A 22197-nucleotide genomic window follows, 5' to 3' on the forward strand; every position below is an offset into this window, starting at 1 on the left:
ATGTCGTGGGCTGCGGCTGGTCGGCGTTGCCTGACCAGCCGCAGTCTTCGTTCTCGCATACGGACAGGGCGAGCGGGACGTTCACCCCGCAGTCGATGCCTACTTCCGGCCCCTGGTGGGGCTCGGGCTTCGGTTCGAGGGACTGGACACGGAAGGCGATGTGCCAGCCGAGCGCATCCTTGACCAGCCGCCCGGTGATCCGGTTCTCCTTGTTCGCTCGCTTACCGAGGCGCAACGTGTTCACGGACGAGATGCTGACGCGCTGCGACGAGGACGCGGCGGCTTCTGGTCCGGCTCGTACTTCGCCGGAAGCTGCGGCGGGGCGCCGCTGACTGACGTCCCGCGGGGCGGGGCCACGGGCACTCCCCGACAGCCGCCGCGTCAACGGCCTCGTCAGCCCGCCGTCGGGCTGGGGCTCGGCGCCGGCGAGGTGCCCACGCCGCCCCCGCCTCCGGCGATCCCGTTGATGTCCACCGGGGTCGACGTCGCGTTCGGCGGCGGGGTCAGCACCACCTGTGGCTGACCCGCCGGGGGCGGCGGTGGGGTCAGGTCCGAGTTCGGCAGCTTCGGCGGGGTCGTCTGCTGGAAGATCGTCTGGTCGAAGTCGACGAAGCCGGTCTTCTCCATCACCGTCATGTGGTCGAGCACGGTGTTGTTGGCCTGGTCGGCCAGTGCCCGAACCAGCGTGTTCTTCGTGGTGGAGCGGATCTTCGAGATGGTGTTGAAGATCGCGCCGTGCGTCATCCGCAGGATGTTGGCGAAGTCGCTGTCGAACTTCGTCCCGCTGTCGGCCTGCAACTGCCGGACGAAGCCCTCCTGTTGCGGGCTCGCGATGTTGGGCAGCGTGATGTTCAGCATCGGCGCGATCTTGCGACACGTGGTGTCCAGCGCCGCGTGCCCGTCGACCAGGTGCTGGCTGGCCGTCTTGACCGCCGGCGTGGTCCCCTTCTGGAGTCCGATCTGCCCCACCGGGTACTCCCACAGACCGGCCGCCCGCACCTTCACCACGAAGTCCCGGTCCTGCTCGGTCAGCGGTCCCCACTGCGTGTTGGCGATGACGCGGTCCTGGGCGGTGGTGACCTTGGTGATGCCGAGCATGCTCGGGTAGGCCAGTGACACGAGGGTCACGGCCATCGCACCGCCCACGAAGAGAGTTCCCGTCGCGTTCCGCGAAAAGCGCACCGTGCCTCCTGCCCGGTCGGGGTGCCGCCCACGTGACGGCGTGCGGGGCGGCTCGGACACACAGCAGTACGGATGCGAAAGCCGTTCGTATCTGTTCAACAGGTAAAGAAGAGTTGACCATTCCTCGGGAGAGAGCGGGGCAAACGCTGGCATAGATTCGCCGCATGCCCCCACAGCCGCCCCCCAGGACGCCCGCCGCGCTGCCGGTGCTGCCCTACCGCAAGCCCACCAAGGGCCGTGACTACTGGGTCTTCGACGACGTCCTGCCGGACGTCGACGCCGTACGGGAGCGGTGTCTGGCCAAGGACGACTGGGTGCGGGGGTATCCGTACACCTCCGAGACCTGGCCCGGGCTGCGCGCCATGCCGGGGCTGGAGCCGGGTGAACTCGCCGTCATCGAGCGGCTGGTGAAGAAGGCGACCGGCGCGAAGGAGCTGTGGGTGCAGCGGGCGCCCGGCGGCGGCACCCTGAACCACAACTGCGTCCAGGTGGTCGGCGAGGGCGAGAGCGAGCCCCGCCCGCACACCGACTCACGCGCCCTGTGCCGGTACGCGGCCGTGCTCTACCTCAACCCCCACGTGCCGAAGAACTGCGGCACCGCCTTCTACCGTCAGTCCCTGCCCGGCGGCCGGCTCGGCGGCAACATCGTCCAGGCCCCGCACAACAACCTCGTCGAGGCCCTCGGCACGCGTTACGTCCCGGGCGACCACTTCGAGGAGGACGTCCGCGTCCCGCACAAGTACAACCGGCTGCTCCTCTACAACGCCAACCTCGTGCACAGCGCGACGGACTACACCGGCAGGTCCCTGGAGGAGAAACGCATGACGGCCGTCTTCTTCTGGATGGCGTGAGAGCCGTACGGCACGGTCACAGGGCCAGGAACAGGGCGGCCACGGCCGTGCAGCCGGCGCACACGGCGACGGCGGTGGCGACGGTCACGGCCAGACAGCGGCGGCGCAGCTCGGCGTAGCGGTGCTCGTACTCGGTGCGCAGCGACCGGCATCGGGCCGCGACGCGCTCCAGGTCGGCGCGGGCCCGGCGCAGGCTGTCGGCGGTGTAGCGCCGCTCGATCTCCTCGCGCTGCGCGGTCGTCAGCCAGTCCAGGGGACCGGTGAACTCCCGCGCGCGCTGCTCCGCTTCGGCGATCCGCGCCTGCCAGAGGAGGTATCCCTCCACCTGGTTGGCGAGCGTGCCGTCGGCTCCGTGCCCGGCCGCGCCGGTCACGCCTGCCCTCGGTCGGGCCGCACGGGGACCTGGTGTTCGTGCTCCGCCATCGCGATGTCGGGGTGGTGCAGGTCGAACGCCGGGGACTCGCTGCGGATCCGGGGCAGGGTCACGAAGTTGTGCCGGGGCGGCGGGCAGGAGGTGGCCCACTCCAGCGAACGGCCGTAGCCCCACGGGTCGTCGACCCCCACCGGCTCGCCGTACCTGGCGGTCTTCCACACGTTGTAGAGGAACGGCAGCATCGATGTGCCGAGCAGGAAGGAGCTGATGGTCGAGACCGTGTTCAGCGCGGTGAAGCCGTCGGCCGCCAGATAGTCGGCGTAACGGCGGGGCATGCCCTCGGCGCCCAGCCAGTGCTGGATCAGGAAGGTGCCGTGGAAGCCGACGAACAGGGTCCAGAAGGTGATCTTGCCGAGCCGCTCGTCCAGCATCTTGCCGGTCATCTTGGGCCACCAGTAGTGGAAGCCCGCGAACATGGCGAAGACGACGGTGCCGAACACGACGTAGTGGAAGTGGGCCACCACGAAGTACGAGTCGGAGACGTGGAAGTCCAGCGGCGGCGAGGCCAGGATGACCCCGGTCAGCCCGCCGAAGAGGAACGTCACGAGGAAGCCCGCCGCCCAGAGCATCGGGGTCTCGAAGGACAGGCTGCCCTTCCACATCGTGCCGATCCAGTTGAAGAACTTCACCCCGGTCGGCACGGCGATCAGGAACGTCATGAAGGAGAAGAACGGCAGCAGCACGCCGCCGGTGACGTACATGTGGTGCGCCCAGACGGTGATGGACAGACCGGCGATGGAGATGGTCGCGGCGATCAGGCCCATGTAGCCGAACATCGGCTTGCGGGCGAAAACCGGGATGATCTCGGAGACGATGCCGAAGAACGGCAGGGCGATGATGTACACCTCGGGATGGCCGAAGAACCAGAAGAGGTGTTGCCACAGCAGCGCGCCGCCGTTGGTCGCCTCGAAGACATGGGCGCCGAACTTGCGGTCCGCCTCCAGGGCGAACAGCGCGGCCGCGAGGACCGGGAAGGCGAGCAGGACCAGGACGGCGGTCAGCAGCACGTTCCAGCAGAAGATCGGCATGCGGAACATGGTCAGGCCGGGGGCGCGCATGCAGATGATGGTGGTGATGAAGTTGACCGAGCCGAGGATGGTGCCGAAGCCGGAGAACGCCAGGCCCATGATCCACAGGTCGCCGCCCACCTCAGGGGAGCGGATCGCGTCCGTCAGCGGGGAGTAGGCGAACCAGCCGAAGTCGGCCGCCCCCTGCGGGGTGAGGAAGCCGGCCACCGCGATGAGCGAGCCGAACAGGTACAGCCAGTAGGCGAACATGTTCAGCCGCGGGAACGCCACGTCGGGCGCGCCGATCTGCAGCGGCATGATCCAGTTGGTGAAGCCCGCGAACAGCGGTGTCGCGAACATCAGCAGCATCACGGTGCCGTGCATCGTGAACAGCTGGTTGAACTGCTCGTTCGACATGAGCTGCAGGCCCGGCCGGGCCAGCTCGGCGCGCATGAGCAGCGCCATCACGCCGCCGACCAGGAAGAACGCGAACGACGTCAGCAGATACAGCGTGCCGATCGTCTTGTGGTCGGTGGTCGTCAGCCACTTCACCACGACGCCGCCGGGCTGTCTGCCCCGGAGCGGCACCTCGCTCTCGTACGAGTCGGCGGCCGCGGCGGCACCGTGGGGTTCGTCGATGATGCTCACAAGTCGTCTGTCTCCCGCTGCTCGCGCTCCGCGCACGCCAAGACGTCCGCGCCTCGTCATGCTCCTCGTCATCCTTGCCGCGCGGACGCCGCGCGGGAGAGCCGGAACGGCCCGCGCACGGCCGATCGCATGACGGATGCACACGGATGGCGCAGCGGCGCCTTCCGTGGGACAGGATGATCAGGTGACCGAACAGATGAACGCGCTCTCCGCCCGCCCGCTCGCGCTCCGGCCGATCAGGGCCTCCGGGCGGCTGGCTTCGGGGGGACTGCTGCTGGCCGGGCTCGCCTGGGTGGTTCGGGGGGTGTGGGAGCTGCGGCTCGCCGCCGCCGGGGAACCGGCCGCGGGCCCGCCCGAGCAGGGCGACGGCGTGCACCGCCCGCTCAACTCCCTGGAGGACTCGTACCACTTGGTGACGTCGGCCGGCGGTGCCGCCGTCGCGCTGTGCGCCCTGCTCTTCGTCTCCTGGCTGTGGCAGCTGCGCGACAACGCCCGCGCGCTGTCGGGGAGCGAGCCGAAGTACGCCGGGATCTGGGTGTACTTGGGGTGGGTCGTGCCCCTGGTCAACCTGTGGTTCCCGCGCGGGATCGTCGTGGACGCGTTCCGCGGCAGTGCGCCCGGGCGCCGGGTGCCCGTCTCCGTGAACGTGTGGTGGGTGCTGTGGGTGATCGGCATGCTCAGCGGTGTCGGGCTGGTGTACAGCGACTCCACCGACGAGATCATCGCCCGCGCCTACCACGAGGTCTGGCCGCTGCTGACGTCCGACGCGGCCGTGGTCGGTGCCGCGATCGCCGGGTTCTTCGCCGTACGGGCCGTCACCGCCGCGCAGACGGAGCGGATGCGGGAGGCCGGGGCGGCGTAGTTCCCCGGGCGGTCCGGGGGCCGGCGGGGTGTGGAGCGGCGCCGGGTGCGGTACGGATGGCCCCCATGAGCAGTGTCGCCATCGTGGGTGCGGGGACCGGGCTGGGGGCCGCGGTCGCGCGGCGGTTCGGGCGGGAGGGGTTCGCCGTGGCGCTGTTCGCCCGGCGGCGGGACCACCTCGACCGGCTCGTCGAGGACCTCGCCGCGAGCGGCGTGCGGGCCGCGGGGTTCACCGCCGACGTGCGCAGACCGCAGGAGCTGGCCGCGGCGCTGGAGCGGGCCGCCGGGGAGCTGGGGACGGTGGAGGTGCTCCAGTACAGCCCGGTGCCGCACCGGGACTTCATGCGGCCCGTGCTGGAGACCGGGCACCGGGAGTTGGTCGGGCCGATCGAGTTCTCCGTCTACGGGGTCGTCGCCGCCGTGCAGCAGGTGCTGCCGGGGATGCGGCGGCTCGGGCGCGGGACGATCCTCCTCGTCAACGGCGGGACCGCCGCCGTACCGCATCCGGAGCGGGCCGGTACCTCGATCGCGTTCGCGGCGGAGAGCGCGTACGGGCATCTGCTGCACGACCGGCTCGCCGCCGAGGGCATCCACGTCGCCCAGCTGGTCGTCCCCGGCGCCATCACGCCCGGGCACGCGCGCAAGGACCCCGACGTGCTCGCCGAGGTGCTGTGGGGCCTGCACCGGGAGCGGCACGGATTCCGGCACTTCGCCGACGACCTCGACAGCTGAACTGCGCGGTACCGGTTTATAGGCCAATATGGTGACGTTGGCCGTAATGCTCTCTTCGAGGGGGCTTGGCATGGCTGTCGAAATCCCCACGATCATCAAGCCGTCCCGGCTCAGACGCCGGGGAGGGCTCCTCGGCGAGTGCCTCGCCGAGTTCCTCGGGACCTTCGTCCTCATCGCCTTCGGCTGCGGTGTGGTCGCGATGGCGGTCGCCGCGCTGCCCGGTTCCGGCCGGGCCGCCACGCCCACCACGATCTTCCTCGCGGCCGGGGACTGGCTGCTGATCACCTGGGGCTGGGCGATGGGCGTCACCTTCGGCGTCTACGTGGGCGGCGGTGTCAGCGGCGCCCATCTCAACCCGGCGGTCACCCTCGCCATGGCCGTGCGCCGCGGGTTCTCCTGGGCCAGGGTCGTGCCGTACTGGTTCGCCCAGGTCGTGGGCGCCTTCGCCGGCGCGGCGCTGGTCTACCTCGTCTACCACGACGCGATCCACGCCTACGACAAGGCGGCGACGGGCCCGAAGGTGAACGGCCACACCAACGCCACCTTCTCCATCTTCGCGACCTTCCCCGCCCCGTACTTCCACGGCGGCGTCTGGGGCCCGCTGATCGACCAGATCGTCGGTACGGCGTTCCTGCTCATGCTGATCGCCGCCGTCCTCGACGTCCGCAACCAGGCCGTGCAGTCCAACCTCGCCCCCTTCGTCGTCGGCCTCGTCGTGGCCGCGGTCGGCATGTCCTACGGCGCCAACGCGGGCTACGCCATCAACCCGGCCCGCGACTTCGGGCCGCGGCTGCTGATCTGGTCCCAGGGCTGGCAGAGCCTGGCCTTCCCGGGCAGCGTGTCCGGCTCGTTCAGCCACTACTGGTGGATCCCGATCGCCGGCCCGCTGATCGGCGGCGTGATCGGGATCGTCGTCTACGACCTGTTCATCGGTGACGTCCTGCTGCTGCGCGCGAAGCTGGCCGAGCCGCCGGAGCCCGGGGAGTCGACTCCGGTGCGGACCGTCAACGGCGGGTAGCCCGGGAGGGGAGGAATGTCAGGGGGCCGCCGGAGGACGTGTCAACTGCCCGACTCGGACGGGTCGTTGGCGCGGGTGCCGGCGGCCCGCCTGGCCGCCGCCGCTTGCCCGGGCAGCCCTCGCGGACGCTGACGTATCCCGTCTTCTTCCGGCCCGGAGGGGCGTGCCGGTGTGTCACAGCGGCCGGTTCGGCCAGTCCAGGAGGCGGGCGCCGATCACGGCCGTCTGGAGCATGTAGCGGTGGGCCGGGTCGGCCGGGTTGGCGCCGGTGAGGTGGTGGATGCGTTCCAGGCGGTAGGTGAGGGCCCGCACGCTCAGGGACAGGCGGCGGGCTGCCTCCGCCGCCACGCAGCCCACGTCGAAGTACGCCGTCAGGGTCTCCAGCAGGGGTACCGCGCCGCCTCTCGCCTCCGTCAGCGGGCCCAGGGCGTGCGAGACCAGGTCGGCCATCGCCTGGCGGTCCCGGGCCAGGACCGGGTAGACGAGGAGGTCGGCGGCGCGCAGGACCGGGTCCGCGAGGCCGAGGCGCTCGGCCATCTCCAGCGCGGTCAGGGCCTCTTCGTACGACTGGACCACGCCGCCGGGGCCCGGCTGGGCGCGGCCGACGGCGACCCGGCCGCCGTCCGTCGCCGCGTACGCCTGCTGGGCGAAGTAGGTGAGGACCTCGTCCTCGTCGCCGGGCGCGATGCACAGCAGCCGGCCGTGCTTGGTGGTGAACAGGACGCTGCGGGTCTCGAAGCGGCCGAGTACGGCGGCCTCCACCGTGCGGGCCACTCCGCCGCCCTCGACGTACGCCGTCGGGCCCTCGGCCACGGCCACCGCGTGCGCCCGGGACAGGCGCAGGCCGAAGCGCTCGGCGCGCTCGGCCAGACGGCCCAGGCCGCCGCGGCCGTGCAGCAGGTCGTCGATGAACTCCCGGCGGGCCGCCTCCTCGCGGCGCACGGTGAGCCGCTGGGCGCGCTCGTACCCCTCGGCGAACGCGTCCACCGCCTGCTCCACGGCGGCCAGGGCGGCCGGTGTGCTCTCGGCCGAGCCCGGGCCGACCGGCCAGGCGCCGCGGGCGGCGGCGAGGTGGGCGACGACCAGGGCGCGCAGGCCGTGTCCGGCCTCGGCGGCCTGCTCGCCCAGGGTGCGGCGGGCCTTCAGCTCTTCCCTGCTCAGCCGGCGCCCGGTGGCCACGACCTCGGCGAGCGTGTCGGCGAAACCGTCCAGATAGTCCTCGTAATGCCCGGATATGTCATGGCGATCCCGCACGCCGTCCGCCCCCGCCCCCGTGATCTTGACGCGCCGGTGACGCCTTCTTAGCGCATGTCCGGCACAAAGACCCTAGTGAACACTGCCGGAAACCGGCAATGCGCCGGCACGCGCCCCCTTGCACCATTGCCGGTGGGGAGCACTACGGGGGGTTTCCGGTGCCGGACGCCGGCATGCGTGCCGAGGTCCGGCACCGGGAACTGCGACTGCCAGGGGCTCCGATCTGTCGTCTGAGGCAAGGACGTATGCCATGGAAGCCCTCGGCGTGCTCGCCGCCGTCTGTCTCGTCGTCGTGGTGCTCGCGGTGTTCGGGTTCTCGCGGCTGTACCGCAAGGTCGACCAGAGCCAGGCCCTGATCGTGTCGAAGACGCGCCGGGTGGACGTGTCCTTCACCGGCCAGGTCGTGCTGCCGATCCTGCACAAGGCCGAGGTCATGGACATCTCGGTGAAGACGATCGAGATCAGCCGCGCCGGCCGGGACGGTCTGATCTGCCGGGACAACATCCGCGCCGACATCCGGATCCTGTTCTTCGTGAAGGTCAACAAGACCGTCGAGGACGTCATCAAGGTCGCCCAGACCGTCGGCACCGAACGCGCCAGCCACCAGGACACCCTCCAGGAGCTGTTCCACGCGAAGTTCTCCGAGGCGCTGAAGACCGTCGGCAAGCAGCTGGACTTCACCGACCTCTACACCAAGCGCGAGGAACTCCGGTACCACGTCATCGAGTTGATCGGCATCGACCTCAACGGCTACCACCTTGAGGACGCCGCGATCGACTACCTGGAGCAGACCCCGCTCACCCAGCTCGACCCGGCCAACGTCCTCGACGCCCAGGGCATCCGCAAGATCACCGAGCTGACGGCGATCGAGCACGTGCGCACCAACGAGGCCCAGCGCACCGAGCAGAAGGAGATCACCCGGCAGAACGTCGACGCGCGCGAGACCATCCTGGAGCTGGAGCGCCGGCAGGCGGACGCCGAGATCAAGCAGAAGCGGGAGATCGAGACGTCCCGCGCCCGCGAGGAGGCCGAGACCGCCCGCGTGGTGGAGGAGGAACGGCTGCGCGCCCAGGGCGCCTTCCTGCGCACCGAGGAACAGCTCGGCGTGCAGCGCGAGAACCAGGCCCGGGAGATCGCCGTCGCAGCGAAGAACCGCGAGCGGGTCATCGCCGTCGAGAACGAGCGCATCGAGAAGGACCGGCTGCTGGAGGTCATCGCCCGCGAGCGGGAGACCCAGCTGACGAAGATCTCCGCCGAGAAGGAGGTCGAGGCGGAGAAGCGGGAGATCGCCGAGGTCATCCGGGAGCGGGTCGCGGTGGACCGTACGGTCGCCGAGCAGGAGGAGTCCATCAAGAAGCTCCGCGTGGTCGAGGAGGCCGAGCGCGAGCGGCAGGCCCTCGTCATCGCCGCCGAGGCGGAGGCGCAGGAGAGGCTGGTCAAGGACATCAAGGCGGCGGAGGCGGCGGAGCAGGCGGCCACGCACCGCGCCGGTGAGGAACTCACCCTGGCCGAGGCCCGGTTGAAGACCGCCGACCTCGACGCCCGCGCCAAGCTGCGGCTCGCCGAAGGCGTCCAGGCGGAGGCCGCCGCCGAGGGACTGGCCGCCGTCCAGGTCCGCGACAAGGAGGCCGAGGTCACCGTCAAGGCCGGGCGCGCGGAGGCGGAGGCCACGGAGGCCCGGCTGCGCGCCGAGGCCGAGGGCACCCAGGCCAGGGCGCTCGCCGAGGCCGAGGGCGCGCGGGCGAAGGGGCTCGCGGAGGCCGAGGCGGCGCGGGCCGCGGCGGAGGCCACCTCGGCCCGGCTGAAGGCCGAGGCGGAGGGCGCGCGGGCCAGGGGGCTCGCGGAGGCCCAGGGCGCGCAGGCGGCGGCGCAGGCCACCGAGGCGCGGCTGCGGGCCGAGGCCGAGGGCGTGCGGGCCAAGGGCCTGGCCGAGGCGGAGGGCGCCAAGGCTCGGGCGCTCGCGGAGGCCGCCGCCATCGGCGAGAAGCTGAAGGCCGAGGCCGAGGGCCTCACCGAGAAGGCCGCCGCGATGGCCGCGTTGGACGACGCGTCGCGCGGGCACGAGGAGTACCGGCTGAGGCTCCAGGCGGAGAAGGAGATCCGGCTGGCCGGACTGGAGACGCAGCGGCAGGTCGCCGAGGCGCAGGCGGCCGTCCTCGCGACCGGGCTGGAGAACGCCGACATCGACATCGTCGGCGGGGAGTCCGTCTTCTTCGACCGGCTGGTGTCCTCGGTCGCGCTCGGCAAGGGCGTGGACGGCTTCGTGGACAACTCCCGCACGGCACAGGCCCTGGCGGGCCCCTGGCTGGACGGCTCGGCCAGCTTCACGGACGACCTGAGCCGGATCCTGGGATCCGTGGGCACGGCGGACGTGCGGAACCTGACGGTGTCGGCGCTGCTGATGAAGCTGATGAACGGCGGAGGATCCCGGTCGGCCGACATCCAGAAACTCCTGGAGCGGGCCGGCGAACTGGGCCTGGCGGAGACGCCGTTGGCGGCGCTGAACGGGAAGAACGCGCTGCACTGAAGCGCCCTCAGGGGCGCGGGGCCGTATCGATATGCGGCTCCGCCGCGTGGGCCCGATCAGCCCACCACGACCGCGCCCGGCACGCGTCCCGTACCCCCGAGCTCGTAGCCGCACGTCCCTGAAGGGAAACATCCGCCATGGCAACCGGCACCGTCGACGCCGGCACCTACGACCTCCTCCGCGACCGCCTCACCGCCCACGCCGCCGAGCTTGCCCGCAGGGCGGAAACGCTGAACACCCGCCGAGCCGACGAGTTCGGCTCGGCCCGGGTCGAGCTGGCGACCACCGCCCGCCTCGGCACCGGCCACCCGTGCGTGCCGAGCGACATCGTGGCCGTCGGCGGCGTCCTCCTCTTCGGCGGCACCGGGCGGACGGCCGACGGCACCGAGGCGTCCGTCGCCGACGTCCTCGGGCTGTACGACCGCTCCGGCGAGCGCCTGCCGCAGGACGCCGTGCCCGGGCTGCTCGACGACCCGGCGTTCGTACGGGAGTTCACCGCCCTGCACCGCTACTACCGCGAAGCCCGCCTGCTGCGGCTGCGCCGGGTCGAGGGCCGGCTCCTCGCGGTGTTCCGCACCGGCGAGAAGGCCGACGACGTGCGCGTCCTGCGCTGGAGCGTGGCCGACGACGGCCGGGCGGCGTTCCTCGACGCGCGCGGCGACCGCGACGACGTCTTCCCGCCCGGCCAGGACGTCATCTGGACGGAGACCACCCGTGAGGACCACGTCCTCGGCCGCGACCCCTACGTGGCCGTCCCCGGCGGCCTCGGGGTCACGACCGTCGGCGGAGCCCTCGTCGTGCGCACCCCCGACGGGGAAACGCTGCACACCGAGCCGGTGCGGGAACCGCTCCAGTCCCTCGCCGACGCGGCCGTCGCGCACGCCCAGGCCGGCCCGCTGGTGCTGCTGCGCGTGCGGCCGTACAAGGAGGACGCCGACCGGCACCTGGTCTTCGACACCCTGACCCGTACGGTGGTCCGCCTCGACGGCATCGGGCAGGCCTGCCGCCGGCTCCCCGAGGAGCAGGGCATCGTCTTCCCGGGCGGCTACTGCCTGGCCGGCGGCGGCCACAAGACCTATGAACTCGACGTGCAGGGGCTGGAGTTCGAACACGAGGTGCGCTCGCCGAACGGCGAGGACGTGCTGTACGCGTTCCGCGACCGGGCCGGCGGCCGCACGCTGCTGCTGCCGTACAACACCCTGCGCAAGGAGGTGGAGACGCCGCTGCCGTGCCGGGGCTGGGCCCTGTTCGCCGACGGCGCGCTCGCCGTGCTGCGCGCGGGCGGCGACGAACCCGCGCACACCCACCCCCTCCAGTGGTGGACCTCGCCGTACGTCTCCGACACCCACGCCGCCGCCCTGCGCACCGGCACCGGGCCGCTCGCCCGCGTCGGCAACGCCGACCTCGTGCGCGGGCTCGCCGACTGTCTGTCGGTGGCCCGGCTGGTCGCCGACGGGATCGAGACCGGCGCGGGCTACCGGGCGCTGGCCGCCGCCTGCGTGCGCGCCGCCGACACCCACCACTGGCTCGCCGATCCCGAACTCGGCGAGCTGGCCGGTCCGTTGGAGGAAGTGCGGGGCACCGCCGAGCGGGTGCTGGCCGAGTTCGAGACAGTGCGGGAGCTGACCCGGCAGGCCGCCGAGGCGCTGGACGGGGCCGCCGAGCGGATCGCCGCCGTCGTGCGCCGGCTGCGCGGCGAGGCCCCGCGCGAGGCCGCCGCCTGGGTGCGCGGGCTGACCGAACTGCGCCACGGGCACGGCCACCTGCTCACCCTGCGGGAGCTGCGGTACGTCGACGCCGACCGGCTGGCGGAGCTGGCGTCCGCCGCCGAGGACGACCTCGCCGCGTTCGGCCGGCGCGCGGTGTCGTTCCTGGCCCGCGAGGACGCCTTCACCGGGCAGCGGGCGGAGGTCGAGCGGCTCGTCGCCGACGCGGCGGCCGCCCCGACCGTCGCCGCGGCCGCACCCGTCGCCGCCCGCCTCGACGACCTCGCCGACGGGCTGCGCACGGTCACCGAGGTCGTCACCGGCCTCGACATCGCCGACGCCACCGTCCGCACCGCCGTGCTGGAGCGGATCGCCGACGTGCTGGGCGGCGTCAACCGCGCTCGGGCCACCCTCGACGCCCGCCGCCGCGCCCTCCAGGACAGCGAGGGGCGCGCCGAGTTCGCCGCCGAGACCGCCCTGCTCGCCCAGGCCGTCACCGCCGCGCTCGGCGCCTGCGCCACCCCGCAGGAGTGCGACGACCAACTCACCACCGTCCTCGGCCGGTTGGAGGACCTGGACGGCCGGTTCGCCGAGTTCGACGACTTCCTCGCCGAACTGGCCGACCGGCGCGCCGAGGTCTACGAGGCCTTCGCCGCGCGCAAACAGTCCCTCGCCGACGCCCGTGCCCGCCGCGCCGAACAGCTCGCCGTCTCGGCCGGCCGCATGCTGGAGACGATCGCCCGCCGGGCGGCCACACTGGCCGACACGGAGGCGGTCACCACCTACTTCGCCTCCGACCCGCTGGTCGGCAAGGTCCGCCGCACCGCCGACGAACTGCGCGCCCTCGGCGACAGCGTGCGCGCCGAGGAGCTGGACGGGCGCCTGAAGTCCGCCCGCCAGGAGGCGGCCCGCGCGCTGCGCGACCGCGCCGACCTGTACGCGGACGACGGCCGCACCCTGCTGCTCGGCGGCCACCGCTTCGCCGTCAACACCCAGCCGCTCGACCTCACCCTCGTCCCGCACGGCGACGCCCTCGCCTTCGCGGTGACCGGCACGGACTACCGCGCCCCGGTCACCGACCCCGACTTCGCGGCGTACCGCCCCTACTGGGAGCGCCATCTGGCCTCCGAGTCACCGGAGGTGTACCGCGCCGAGTACCTGGCCGCCCGCCTGCTCGCCGAGCACGGCCCGGCCGCCCTCGCCGCCGCCGACGACCTGCCGGACCTGGTGCGCCGGGCGGCGCAGGAGTCGTACGACGAGGGCTACGAGCGCGGCGTCCACGACCACGACGCGACGGTCCTGCTGCGTGCGCTGCTGCCCCTGTACGAGGGCGCCGGGACCCTGCGCCACGAGCCGGCCGCCCGGTCCGCCGCCCAGCTGTTCTGGGCACACGGCACGACGGAGGAGGCCCGCACGGCCTGGACCCGGCGGGCGGTGTCGCTGGCCCGCGCCCGGGACACCTTCGGCGCCGTACCGGCCGTCGCGGAACTGGAGCGGGAGCTGGCGGCGGCGATCGGGGAGTGGGACCGTTCCGGGCCCGCCGGCCCGGCCGCCGCGTACCTCTTCGAGGAGCTGACCTGTGGCCCGGAGGGCTTCGTGCTCGGGGCGGTGGCGCGCACCCTGCTGGAGAAGTTCCGCCACACGGACGGGAGTTACCGTGCCGACCTGGAGGGGCTGACGGAGCTCGCCGCCCGCCGGCAGGTGGTCGCGGCCTGGCTCGGCGCGTACGCCGCCGCGACCGGCACCGAGACCGGCCCCGGCGAACTGGCGGAGGCGGTGGCCGCCGAGCTGTGCCCCGCCCTGCCCCGTTACGACGGCGACGCCCCGCTCACGGCCACGGCGGACGGCCTGCTGGGCACGCACCCGCGCGTGACCGCCGGCCAACTGACCCTTCGCGTCGATGAGTTCCTGTCCCGCACGACCCGCTTCACCGCCACGGACGTCCCCGCCTTCCGCGCCTACCAGCGCCGCCGTATGGCCCTGGTGGCGGCCGAACGCGACCGGCTCCGCCTGGACGACCACCGCCCCCGCGTGATGTCGGCGTTCGTCCGGGGCCGCCTGGTCGACGAGGTGTACCTCCCCCTGATCGGCGACAGCCTGGCCCGCCAGCTCGGCACCACCGGCGAGACGAAGCGCACCGACACCGGCGGCCTGCTCCTGCTCGTCTCCCCGCCCGGCTACGGCAAGACGACGCTCATGGAGTACGTCGCCGACCGGCTCGGCCTGATGCTGGTCAAGGTCAGCGGCCCGGCACTCGGCCACAGCGTCACCTCGCTGGATCCGGCCGACGCCCCGAACGCGACGGCCCGGCACGAGATCGAGAAGATCAACTTCGCGCTGGCGGCCGGCAACAACACGCTCCTGTATGTGGACGACATCCAGCACACCTCGCCCGAGCTGCTGCAGAAGTTCATCCCGCTGTGCGACGCGACGCGGCGGGTGGACGGCGTCCGGGACGGCGAGCCGCGCACCTACGACCTGCGCGGCAAGCGGTTCGCGGTGTGCATGGCCGGCAACCCGTACACCGAGTCCGGCGAGCGCTTCCGCATCCCCGACATGCTCGCCAACCGGGCCGACGTGTGGAACCTCGGCGACGTCCTCACAGGCAAGGAGGACGTCTTCGCGCTCAGCTTCCTGGAGAACGCCCTCACCGCCAACCCGGTCCTCGCCCCGCTCGCCGCCCGCGACCGGGCCGACCTGGACCAACTGGTCCGGCTGGCGTCCGGCGACCCGACGGCCCACGCGGACCACCTCGCACCCCCTCTCTCCGCCTCCGAACTCGACGGCGTCGTACGGCTGTTGCGACACGCTCTCACCGTCCGCGAGACGGTCCTGGCCGTGAACGCCGCCTACATCGCCTCCGCCGCCCAGTCCGAGGCGGCCCGCACGGAACCCCCGTTCCGCCTCCAGGGCTCCTACCGCGACATGAACAGGATCGCCCAGCGGCTGCGCCCGGTCATGAACGACGCCGAGCGCGAGGCCGTCGTCCACGACCACTACACGGCCGAGGCCCAGACCCTCACCACGGGCGCCGAGGCCAACCTGCTGAAACTGGCGGAGCTGCGCGGCGACCTGAGCGAGGAGCAGTCCGCCCGCTGGGCCGAGGTGAAGTCCGCCCACGTCCGCGCCCGCGCACTCGGCGGCCCCGAGGACGCCCCTCTGACCCGCGCCGTCGCCGCCCTCGGCCTGCTGGCGGACCGGGTGGCGGCGGTGGAGTCGGCGATCAGGGGGGAGGGGTGAGGGGACTTCCCCGCCGGTGACAGGCGCAGCGGCAGCGGTGCACCAACAGCAGGCCTGTGCTGTGGGGCAGGGGGACGTCCGTGGTCTGACGGCACCGGGCGTGCAGGTCTTCGTACCCGCTGCGCGTGGCGAGCGTGCACTCGGCCGACCGTGTCGACGTGTCCGCCGTGGTGGGGGCGCTCACGGCTCATCCCCTGCACGGCAGGAGCGGGGCAGGAGGATGAGCACGTCCGGCTGGGGCGGGAAGTGCGTCGCGCAGTCCGGGCAGGCGTACACGTTGAAGCCGGGACCGGTGTTGGCGTGCACCTCGGAGACGACGACCGGCTGGTCGGTGGTGCCGTTGCAGCGGACGCACATCCGCACCGGCCGCCGTCCGCCCGGCTCCGCCTCGGGGCGCTCGGGATTCGCGTCCATCAGGCCACCGCCTCCGCGCCGACGACGTGCCGGTCGAGGTCGACCCCGAAGTCGGCGGCCAGGACCAGGGCGACACGGCGTCGGTACTGCCGCGCCCGCTCCCGCTCGACCGCCAGGACATATGGGCGGACCGGGGCGGTCGCCTCTCCGGCGAGGGAGGCGTGCAGGCCGTAGGGGGAGCGGTGGGCGGGAAGTGCAGGGGCGGTCGCGTGGGGCGTGTCGGGCCGCCTTGCGGGTGCCGGTGTGGTGGGGCGCGTACAGGCCCGGCGCCGACCGGTACCGGGTGCGAATACGCCCAGCACCCACCGTAAAAGCGCGTGGATAATGCTCATTGTCAGCAGCTCCTTATTAGCTGGTGGCCACGCCCCCGGACGGCTCCACCCGTCGCGGGGGTCTTTGTGTGGCTCACGATAGCCAGCCTGTATACCCCTGTCCATAGATAGGCGCCTATGGCAGCATCTATGTTCGGGTGTAGGTTGCTGCGTACAGTCCGGCCCGTGATTGAGTTCGACCCCACCCGGCCCAAGTGGGTGCAGATCGCCGACATCCTTCGCGAGAGGATCACGACCGGCGAGTACGCACCTCGCGCACTGATTTCCGAAGTCCGGCTGGAGCAGGAATTCGGCGTGGCACGCACCACCGTTCGGAAGGCGACGGCCGCCCTCCGAGAGGACGGCTTGATCATCACCACGCCCGGCATGGGATCGTTCGTTACGGATGCGTCCGGGGCAGGCGGGTCCGCCGGCTGACCGCAGTTGGTGCCGGTACCAGCCGGTCAGGTTCGTCGAGCCATACCCGCTGGCCGTCTCGGTCGACGGTCAGTCCGAATCGGTCACGGTCCGGCCGCTCTTGGGTCAGCCACCACTCCCAGGCGGCCGCTGTCTCGTCCCACAGCCGTCGGGGACCGTACTGCTCGACCTCGAACCTCGTACGGCCGGGCACGTACTCCACCGTTGCCCACGAGATCCGGTCGTCGCCGAGGATCCAGTAGGTGGCTTCGCCGGAGCCGTCGTCGGCATGGTGGAGCTGCGGGTAGGCGTCACGGAGCTGGGTGCCGATCGCGAACAGGGCATCGGCGTGGGTGTCGATGTCGTGGGGGTCGATGGTGGTGGTGGACTTCGCTCCCTCCTGCCGGTGGTAGACGTCGGCGATGGCCCACTGCCGACCCCGTTGGTTCCGGGCCCACATGAACTCGGGGTAGCCGGTGAACCGGCCTTGTGCCACACCGTCGGCCACGTCCAGCACGGCGAACGAGTACGAGTGGAACGACCCGCCCCAGGGAGTGACGATCTTTCCGCCGGGCGTCTGCCCGACCCATGCGTACGGGATCGAGCGGACGGCGCACGTGCAGATGAGCCGGTCCAGTGGAGCGGGTGTCGGGACGCCGGCCATACCGTCGCCGGTGATCACCCGTACCGGCAGCCCGGCCGCCTTCAGATTGGCCCGAGCCTGCTCCGCGACAGCCGCGTCGTACTCGATGGTGACGACGTTCTCGCAGCCCAGCCGGTGGGCGAGCCATGCGGCGTTCAGGCCCGTACCGGCGCCGACTTCGCCGACCCGATGGTCGTCGTGGACGTCGAGGAGCGACAGCATGTCGAGCATCATCGACGGCATCGAGCTGGAGGACGTCGGCCTTCCGGGTCCGTCGTCCTCGCCGTCATCGACCTGCGTGACGACGGGTACATCGCCGTAGACGAGCCGCGCCCACTGATCCGGGTCGGCCATCTTGTCGCCGCCCTCGAACCGGTCGGGGATGAACAGGCCACGGTCCACGGACTCAACGGCCGCCCGCCACTCGGCCGGAAGCGTGCCTTTGCTGGCCAGAATCTCGACCAGCCGCTTCTGCGATGTCACTTGCTTCACTTCTTCGGATTGCTGATCGGCTTGGGCCACTGCCCGTCGCTCTCCTTCGGCGACTGCTTCTTGTCGCCGTCGGCTCCGCCCTTGCCGTCTCCGTGCTCGCCTGCCATGGGATTGCTCCTTCGGATCACGCTGACGTTGGTGTGTGGGGATTTCCTGGTCCGTCTTGGCAGCTACGTGTCCCGGTCCGCCGGTCGCGGCTTGGCGGGGCCTGACGGCTGCGGCGGGGGAGGCGGGTTCTTCTCTTTGCTCATGCGCTTGTCCTCTCTTGCCCGTGGCGTTCCACGAACCTGGCGACGGGCTCGGGAACGGCCGAACCTGTCGCGGTGTGTGCCGAGATGAGCACACACCGCCACCCGGCGGGGAGACAATGAGGTCGCCCGATCCAGTACCGATCCCAAGCAGGAGAGGGAGGCTGATGTCCGATCAGCTCCGCGACCACATGCGGGAGGCACGCAGGGCATCCGGCATGGTGTGGGCGAGGTTCGCCCGTGAGGCGGGGTTCGGCGAGGCGTACCTGCGCAACGTGGAGAACGGGAACCGGTCCGTGACCGCCGACGTTGCCGCGGCCTACGACAGGGTGCTGCGCACCGGCGGCGCCTTCGCGACGGCGCTGCACGACACCGGCTCGACGGGCGCCAAGGACATGCCGTGGGACCAGCCCGGGTGCCTGACTGTTCTCACCGAGCTGCTGAAGGGAGGCAGTGTGGATCGCAGAGGCTTCCTGTCGGCCGGAGCGGCACTCTCCGTCTCGGCGAGCAGCTGGTCCAAGGCCCTGGCGCCGGTGGGGTCGGCCACGACGCCCGCGGCTCTCCCCGCCGGCCCGGCTCTCTTGGCTCATGTGGATGACCGTCTTGATCACCTGAGGCATCTTGATGACGAACTCGGCAGCGGCGAGGTGTTCCAATTGGCCCGCAGTGAACTGCTCCTGATTGTCCGGTTGATCAAATCGCGCCGTTACGACGGTCCGACCGTGGACCACTTGCATGCAATGGCTTCGGAGGCGGCTCGGCAGGTCGCATGGGCGGCCTTCGACCAGGGACGTCCCGGCATCGCCCAGCGCTTCTTCGACGGTGCCCTCCGCGCCTCCGCCGAGGCCGGTGATCCGATCAGCGGTGCCTACGGGCTCTCGTTCGCCGCGATCCAGTGCTACTCCACCCCCGGGCAGGCAAGCAGAGCGATCTCGCTCCTTCGGGCGGCACAAGAACAGGTGAAGGGGAGGGCGACGCCACGCATGCACGCCATGCTGGCCGCCCGCACCGCCCGCGCACTGTCGAAGACCGGCGCGAAGAAGGAGTGCGCCCGCCAACTCCACCTTGCCCGCATAGCACTGGACAAGGGAGCACACGATGACGACCCGAAGACCCTGTACTGGGTGGACTACGGCGAGATCGAAATGATCGCCGGTTCGGCGGCTCTGCATCTCGGGGATCCGGCCGAAGCGGTACGCCGCTTCGAGGCCGCCATGAAAGCGTCGTACCCCGGCGACGAGGAGTACCCGCGCAGTAACGCGATCTACCTGGCCCGTGCCGCAGAGGCACATCTCGCCATGCACGACCTGGACGCTGCGGTGGCCAAGGCACGCCATGCGGCCAGATGCCTCGGCTCGGTGGACTCCGCGCGCTCGGCCTCCGAACTGAAGGGCTTGCGCGTGAAGTTGTCCCCGCATACCGCGCACGCGGCCGTACGCGAGTTCCTACAGGCCGGATAGGCCGAGCAGGTCACGCAGCCGCCCAGCCACCACCTTCTCGTCCAGCGCCAGGAGCGGTGTGATGCCGAGCGTGTGGGCGGCAGCGAGGTTCTCTTCGCTGTCGTCGACGAACAGGCACCGTTCGGCCGGCACGCCGAGCTTCGTGAGCACCAGGTGGAAGATGGCGGGGTCGGGCTTGCGCACTCCGTGCTCCGCGGAGAACACGACCTCGTCGAAGGTGCCGTGCAGGTCGAACCCTGCGTAGGGGTCGTACGGCTCCCGCCCGAGACTGTTGGACAACACCGCGGTTCTGATCCCGGCAGCCCGTGCCTGTCGGGCCGCATTGAGCACCTGATGGGCCGGGAAGGCGTCGTGGAGATAGCGGGCCATCAGGTCGGCGGGAGCGACACCGACCAGGGCAGCAAATCCGTTGTTCCAGTCGGTCTGGGTGATCTGACCGAGTTCGAGCTTCCGGAAGAGTTCCTGTCCTCGTGGGTCGGCCCACGCGCGAAGAAAGGTTCCCCGGGCGATCCTCTCCCGGTCCTCGAAATAGGAGATCACCTCGACCATGTTGAAGGTCAGGACCCCAAAGAAGTCGAAGATCACGCCATCGAACGTGGTCTCTGCGGTTGTCGCCATTCCCAAAGCCTACGATCCGTAGGGAAGTTGCGGCAGCGCCCGTACACACCGACTCCTCGACCCCGAAGACGACCCCGTGACCCGTGCCGTGGCGACATGGAGACCCGCTGACGCCGTACGGCGGCGGTCCGGTGGTCAGAACTCCCAGTGCGAGAAGGCTGGCCCACGACGTAGAGCGCGACGAACCACATGGCCAGCGCGCCCAGCAGCGCACCGGTCGCCGTCCATACGGCTGCCCGGCGCCTGAGCAGCGCGCCGGTGACTCCGAGGAGCATGGCGCCGCCGACGGGCGCGCCGACGAGCGCCAGGCCGGCGTGCACCAGCGACATCACCTCGTCGCGCCGGCCCGAGCAACGGGCCGGCCGCCCGAAGCAGGCGAGCGCGTCCTGGCTCACGTAGCACAGTCCGTACACCAGGGGCGCCAGCACCAGCACGGTCGTCACCAGCAGCGCGACGACCGGGCTACGCGGCTGCTTTTGCCCGGCGGGCGGCTGAGAGGAAGCGTTCACTCGGTCATGCTGTCCGCACCCGGCGTTCCGGCACATCCGCTGTCTTACTCATCCCCGGGTTCCGGCGTTCAAACCGGAGCTCTGATCACCGCAGTGACACACAGAGCCGCCGCGCGCTACGTCGCGGTCAGCAGCGGTTCTCCTGGGACAGCGGGACGAAGCGCAGGCGGGTGTGGTCGGCGGCGGTCGAGGCCGTGTCGTAGTCGACGTGGGCGACCCGGTACCAGACGTCGTCGCGCTTGCGGTCGCCGTTCACGTCGTCGAGGCGGACGCACCAGCGCTCGGGGCGGATCTCGCGCCGGTAGGCCTCGGTGCCGTGCCGCACCGTGTGGCAGTCCTGGTAGCGATCGGTGGTGTACCAGGTGCGGGTGCGGCGCCTGCTGCCCGTTCCGGAGCGGGTGGAGTGGCGGACCCGGTGGGTCCTCGTCGTGCAGGACCTGACCAGGTGGGGCCGGGTGGCCCGGGTGGTCTGCCGCGTGACGTGGCGGACGGTGTCCCGCAGGCCCGTGACCGGCACCGGGGTCGGCGGGGCGCCGCTCCCGGCCGCCTGCCCGGTGCCCGCGTGGCCGCCGCACGCGGTGAGGGAGGCCAGCAGCAGTGCCGTACCGGCGATGGTTATGCGCTTGATCAGCATGTTCTCTCTGCCCCGGTCGTCGGACGCGCAGCGTAGCCGATCACCGGGAGGGCCGGTGCGGGGTCAGGATCCGCCCAGGCAGATCACGACCAGGCAGAGCTGGCCGGAGGACGAAGAAGAGGAGGAAGACGAAGAGGAGGAAGAGGAGCCCGAGGAGTTCGAGGGGGTGCTCGGGGCGGTGCTCGTGCCGGGGGCCGGGGTCGGCGTCGTGACCGGTGAACTCCCTGTTCCTGTCGAGGAGTTGGTGGAGGTTCCGGTGCTCTGGGCCGACGTGCCCGTCGGGCGGGGCGTCGTGGGGACGCTGTCCGGGCGGGTCGCCGATCGCGCCGTGTGGGGCGCGGAGGTGTGGGTCTGCTGCTGGGGTACGTAGCCGTACCCGGCCGGGGTCCGGGCCGTGGACCCGGTGGACGCGCCGGAGGTGGCGGGTGCCGCGTGGCGTGGGGTGGACGGGGGCGGTGTCGAGGACGCCGGCGGGGTGGGCGAGGCGGGTCGTTCCTGGCCGAGGCCCATGCTGCGGTTGTCCGGTGCGGTGGCCGCCTGGGCGCGGTCGCCGGAGCCGCGGTCCATCGAGGAGAAGGCGAGACCGCCCCCGACGAGTGCCACGGCGGTCGCCACCACGGCCCGGCGCTGGCTCTTCTTCCAGCGGGCCAGCTGCCGCCGCCGGGCCGCCCGTCCCTGCGGTGCCCGGGGTGCGTCCGTGACGTCGGCCGCCCCTGCCGCGGCCTCGGCGCCGTACTCGGCCGGGTCGGCGGCCGGCACGCCGTCGTACCAGGCGATGTCGTCGAGTGCCGGTGCCGGTGCCGGTGCCGGTGCAGGTGCAGGTGCAGGTGCGGTGGAGGGTATGTGGGGAGAGGCGGCGCCGGTGGCGTTCGCGCCGGAGTACCCGTCGGTGCCGGGCGGGGCGATGTCCGGGGCGTAGGCGCCGCACCCGGGACAGACCAGGGCACCGTTGAGGTGCCGGCGGCACGAGGAGCAGTAGTCCATTGCGGTCT

General features: G+C 71.7%; 19 protein-coding genes. 8 read left to right on the top strand and 11 right to left on the bottom strand.

Annotated elements, in window-relative coordinates:
* Window positions 1–393: 393 nt before the first annotated feature.
* Window positions 394–1134: a DUF4142 domain-containing protein gene (locus ACZ4MF_RS05495; protein WP_467490659.1), complete on the bottom strand. Its 741-nt coding sequence runs from the start codon at window positions 1132–1134 to the stop codon at window positions 394–396.
* A gap of 212 nt (window positions 1135–1346) precedes the next feature.
* On the opposite strand from ACZ4MF_RS05495, the gene ACZ4MF_RS05500 reads away from it, so the two are divergent.
* Window positions 1347–2033, top strand: coding sequence for a DUF6445 family protein (locus ACZ4MF_RS05500; protein ID WP_467490027.1), 687 nt, complete (start codon window positions 1347–1349; stop codon window positions 2031–2033).
* A gap of 16 nt (window positions 2034–2049) precedes the next feature.
* Here the strand turns inward: ACZ4MF_RS05500 and ACZ4MF_RS05505 are convergent, their stop codons facing one another.
* Both ACZ4MF_RS05505 and ctaD read right to left on the bottom strand, forming a co-directional pair.
* Window positions 2050–2406, bottom strand: coding sequence for a cytochrome C oxidase subunit I (locus ACZ4MF_RS05505; RefSeq protein WP_467490029.1), 357 nt, complete (start codon window positions 2404–2406; stop codon window positions 2050–2052).
* Entirely contained in the window at window positions 2403–4121 is a 1719-nt protein-coding gene (ctaD, locus tag ACZ4MF_RS05510; protein ID WP_467490031.1) for an aa3-type cytochrome oxidase subunit I, read from the bottom strand. The genes ACZ4MF_RS05505 and ctaD overlap by 4 nt, the downstream gene beginning before the upstream one ends.
* 184 nt (window positions 4122–4305) lie before the next feature.
* On the opposite strand from ctaD, the gene ACZ4MF_RS05515 reads away from it, so the two are divergent.
* From ACZ4MF_RS05515 to ACZ4MF_RS05525, 3 genes are all read left to right on the top strand, one after another.
* Window positions 4306–4983 (top strand): DUF4328 domain-containing protein, encoded by a 678-nt coding sequence (locus tag ACZ4MF_RS05515; RefSeq protein WP_467490033.1) that lies wholly within the window; start codon window positions 4306–4308, stop codon window positions 4981–4983.
* Window positions 4984–5048: 65 nt separating this feature from the next.
* Entirely contained in the window at window positions 5049–5714 is a 666-nt protein-coding gene (locus tag ACZ4MF_RS05520; RefSeq protein ID WP_467490035.1) for an SDR family NAD(P)-dependent oxidoreductase, read from the top strand.
* Window positions 5715–5784: 70 nt separating this feature from the next.
* Window positions 5785–6732 (top strand): MIP/aquaporin family protein, encoded by a 948-nt coding sequence (locus ACZ4MF_RS05525; RefSeq protein ID WP_467490037.1) that lies wholly within the window; start codon window positions 5785–5787, stop codon window positions 6730–6732.
* 174 nt (window positions 6733–6906) lie between these two features.
* On the opposite strand, the gene ACZ4MF_RS05530 is transcribed toward ACZ4MF_RS05525, so the two are convergent.
* Window positions 6907–7986 carry a PucR family transcriptional regulator gene (locus ACZ4MF_RS05530; RefSeq protein ID WP_467490039.1) on the bottom strand — a complete coding sequence of 360 codons (1080 nt, stop codon included), beginning with the start codon at window positions 7984–7986 and terminating at the stop codon, window positions 6907–6909.
* A 250-nt stretch (window positions 7987–8236) separates the two neighbouring features.
* On the opposite strand from ACZ4MF_RS05530, the gene ACZ4MF_RS05535 reads away from it, so the two are divergent.
* Together ACZ4MF_RS05535 and ACZ4MF_RS05540 are read left to right on the top strand one after the other, a co-directional pair.
* The gene (locus ACZ4MF_RS05535) at window positions 8237–10513 is read left to right on the top strand and encodes a flotillin family protein (protein WP_467490041.1); all 2277 of its coding nucleotides are present in this window, start codon (window positions 8237–8239) and stop codon (window positions 10511–10513) included.
* Between the two features lie 137 nt (window positions 10514–10650).
* Window positions 10651–15459, top strand: coding sequence for a DNA repair ATPase (locus tag ACZ4MF_RS05540; RefSeq protein ID WP_467490043.1), 4809 nt, complete (start codon window positions 10651–10653; stop codon window positions 15457–15459).
* Between the two features lie 180 nt (window positions 15460–15639).
* Here the strand turns inward: ACZ4MF_RS05540 and ACZ4MF_RS05545 are convergent, their stop codons facing one another.
* A complete protein-coding gene (locus tag ACZ4MF_RS05545; protein WP_467490045.1) occupies window positions 15640–15873 on the bottom strand; it encodes a hypothetical protein in 234 nt (77 codons plus the stop codon).
* Window positions 15873–16205, bottom strand: a complete 333-nt coding sequence (locus ACZ4MF_RS05550; protein WP_467490047.1) for a hypothetical protein — start codon at window positions 16203–16205, stop codon at window positions 15873–15875. Before ACZ4MF_RS05550 ends, ACZ4MF_RS05545 begins: the two co-directional genes overlap by 1 nt.
* Window positions 16206–16370: 165 nt before the next feature.
* Between ACZ4MF_RS05550 and ACZ4MF_RS05555 the strand changes: the two genes are divergently transcribed.
* A complete protein-coding gene (locus ACZ4MF_RS05555) occupies window positions 16371–16622 on the top strand; it encodes a GntR family transcriptional regulator (protein ID WP_467490049.1) in 252 nt (83 codons plus the stop codon).
* Here ACZ4MF_RS05555 and ACZ4MF_RS05560 read toward each other — a convergent pair.
* Window positions 16585–17727 carry a methyltransferase domain-containing protein gene (locus ACZ4MF_RS05560; protein ID WP_467490051.1) on the bottom strand — a complete coding sequence of 381 codons (1143 nt, stop codon included), beginning with the start codon at window positions 17725–17727 and terminating at the stop codon, window positions 16585–16587. The two genes, ACZ4MF_RS05555 and ACZ4MF_RS05560, sit on opposite strands and share 38 nt — an antisense overlap.
* A 553-nt stretch (window positions 17728–18280) precedes the next feature.
* On the opposite strand from ACZ4MF_RS05560, the gene ACZ4MF_RS05565 reads away from it, so the two are divergent.
* Window positions 18281–19444 (top strand): transcriptional regulator, encoded by a 1164-nt coding sequence (locus ACZ4MF_RS05565; protein ID WP_467490053.1) that lies wholly within the window; start codon window positions 18281–18283, stop codon window positions 19442–19444.
* On the opposite strand, the gene ACZ4MF_RS05570 is transcribed toward ACZ4MF_RS05565, so the two are convergent.
* The 4 genes from ACZ4MF_RS05570 to ACZ4MF_RS05585 form a co-directional block, all read right to left on the bottom strand.
* Window positions 19430–20029, bottom strand: a complete 600-nt coding sequence (locus ACZ4MF_RS05570) for an HAD-IA family hydrolase (protein WP_467490055.1) — start codon at window positions 20027–20029, stop codon at window positions 19430–19432. The genes ACZ4MF_RS05565 and ACZ4MF_RS05570 overlap by 15 nt on opposite strands.
* Window positions 20026–20571 (bottom strand): hypothetical protein, encoded by a 546-nt coding sequence (locus ACZ4MF_RS05575; protein WP_467490057.1) that lies wholly within the window; start codon window positions 20569–20571, stop codon window positions 20026–20028. The genes ACZ4MF_RS05570 and ACZ4MF_RS05575 overlap by 4 nt, the downstream gene beginning before the upstream one ends.
* Window positions 20572–20698: 127 nt before the next feature.
* Window positions 20699–21205 carry a hypothetical protein gene (locus tag ACZ4MF_RS05580; protein ID WP_467490059.1) on the bottom strand — a complete coding sequence of 169 codons (507 nt, stop codon included), beginning with the start codon at window positions 21203–21205 and terminating at the stop codon, window positions 20699–20701.
* A gap of 63 nt (window positions 21206–21268) precedes the next feature.
* Window positions 21269–22189 carry an SCO2400 family protein gene (locus tag ACZ4MF_RS05585; protein WP_467490061.1) on the bottom strand — a complete coding sequence of 307 codons (921 nt, stop codon included), beginning with the start codon at window positions 22187–22189 and terminating at the stop codon, window positions 21269–21271.
* Window positions 22190–22197 lie beyond the last annotated feature (8 nt).

The sequence above is a fragment of the Streptomyces sp. NPDC025793 genome (genome assembly GCF_055558375.1).

Coding starts and splice junctions, on each gene's coding strand:
- ACZ4MF_RS05495 (WP_467490659.1), bottom strand. CDS start 1,134: ATGGCCGTGACCCTCGTGTCACTGGCCTACCCGAGCATGCTCGGCATC.
- ACZ4MF_RS05500 (WP_467490027.1), top strand. CDS start 1,347: ATGCCCCCACAGCCGCCCCCCAGGACGCCCGCCGCGCTGCCGGTGCTG.
- ACZ4MF_RS05520 (WP_467490035.1), top strand. CDS start 5,049: ATGAGCAGTGTCGCCATCGTGGGTGCGGGGACCGGGCTGGGGGCCGCG.
- ACZ4MF_RS05525 (WP_467490037.1), top strand. CDS start 5,785: ATGGCTGTCGAAATCCCCACGATCATCAAGCCGTCCCGGCTCAGACGC.
- ACZ4MF_RS05535 (WP_467490041.1), top strand. CDS start 8,237: ATGGAAGCCCTCGGCGTGCTCGCCGCCGTCTGTCTCGTCGTCGTGGTG.
- ACZ4MF_RS05540 (WP_467490043.1), top strand. CDS start 10,651: ATGGCAACCGGCACCGTCGACGCCGGCACCTACGACCTCCTCCGCGAC.
- ACZ4MF_RS05545 (WP_467490045.1), bottom strand. CDS start 15,873: ATGGACGCGAATCCCGAGCGCCCCGAGGCGGAGCCGGGCGGACGGCGG.
- ACZ4MF_RS05550 (WP_467490047.1), bottom strand. CDS start 16,205: ATGAGCATTATCCACGCGCTTTTACGGTGGGTGCTGGGCGTATTCGCA.
- ACZ4MF_RS05580 (WP_467490059.1), bottom strand. CDS start 21,205: ATGCTGATCAAGCGCATAACCATCGCCGGTACGGCACTGCTGCTGGCC.
- ACZ4MF_RS05585 (WP_467490061.1), bottom strand. CDS start 22,189: ATGGACTACTGCTCCTCGTGCCGCCGGCACCTCAACGGTGCCCTGGTC.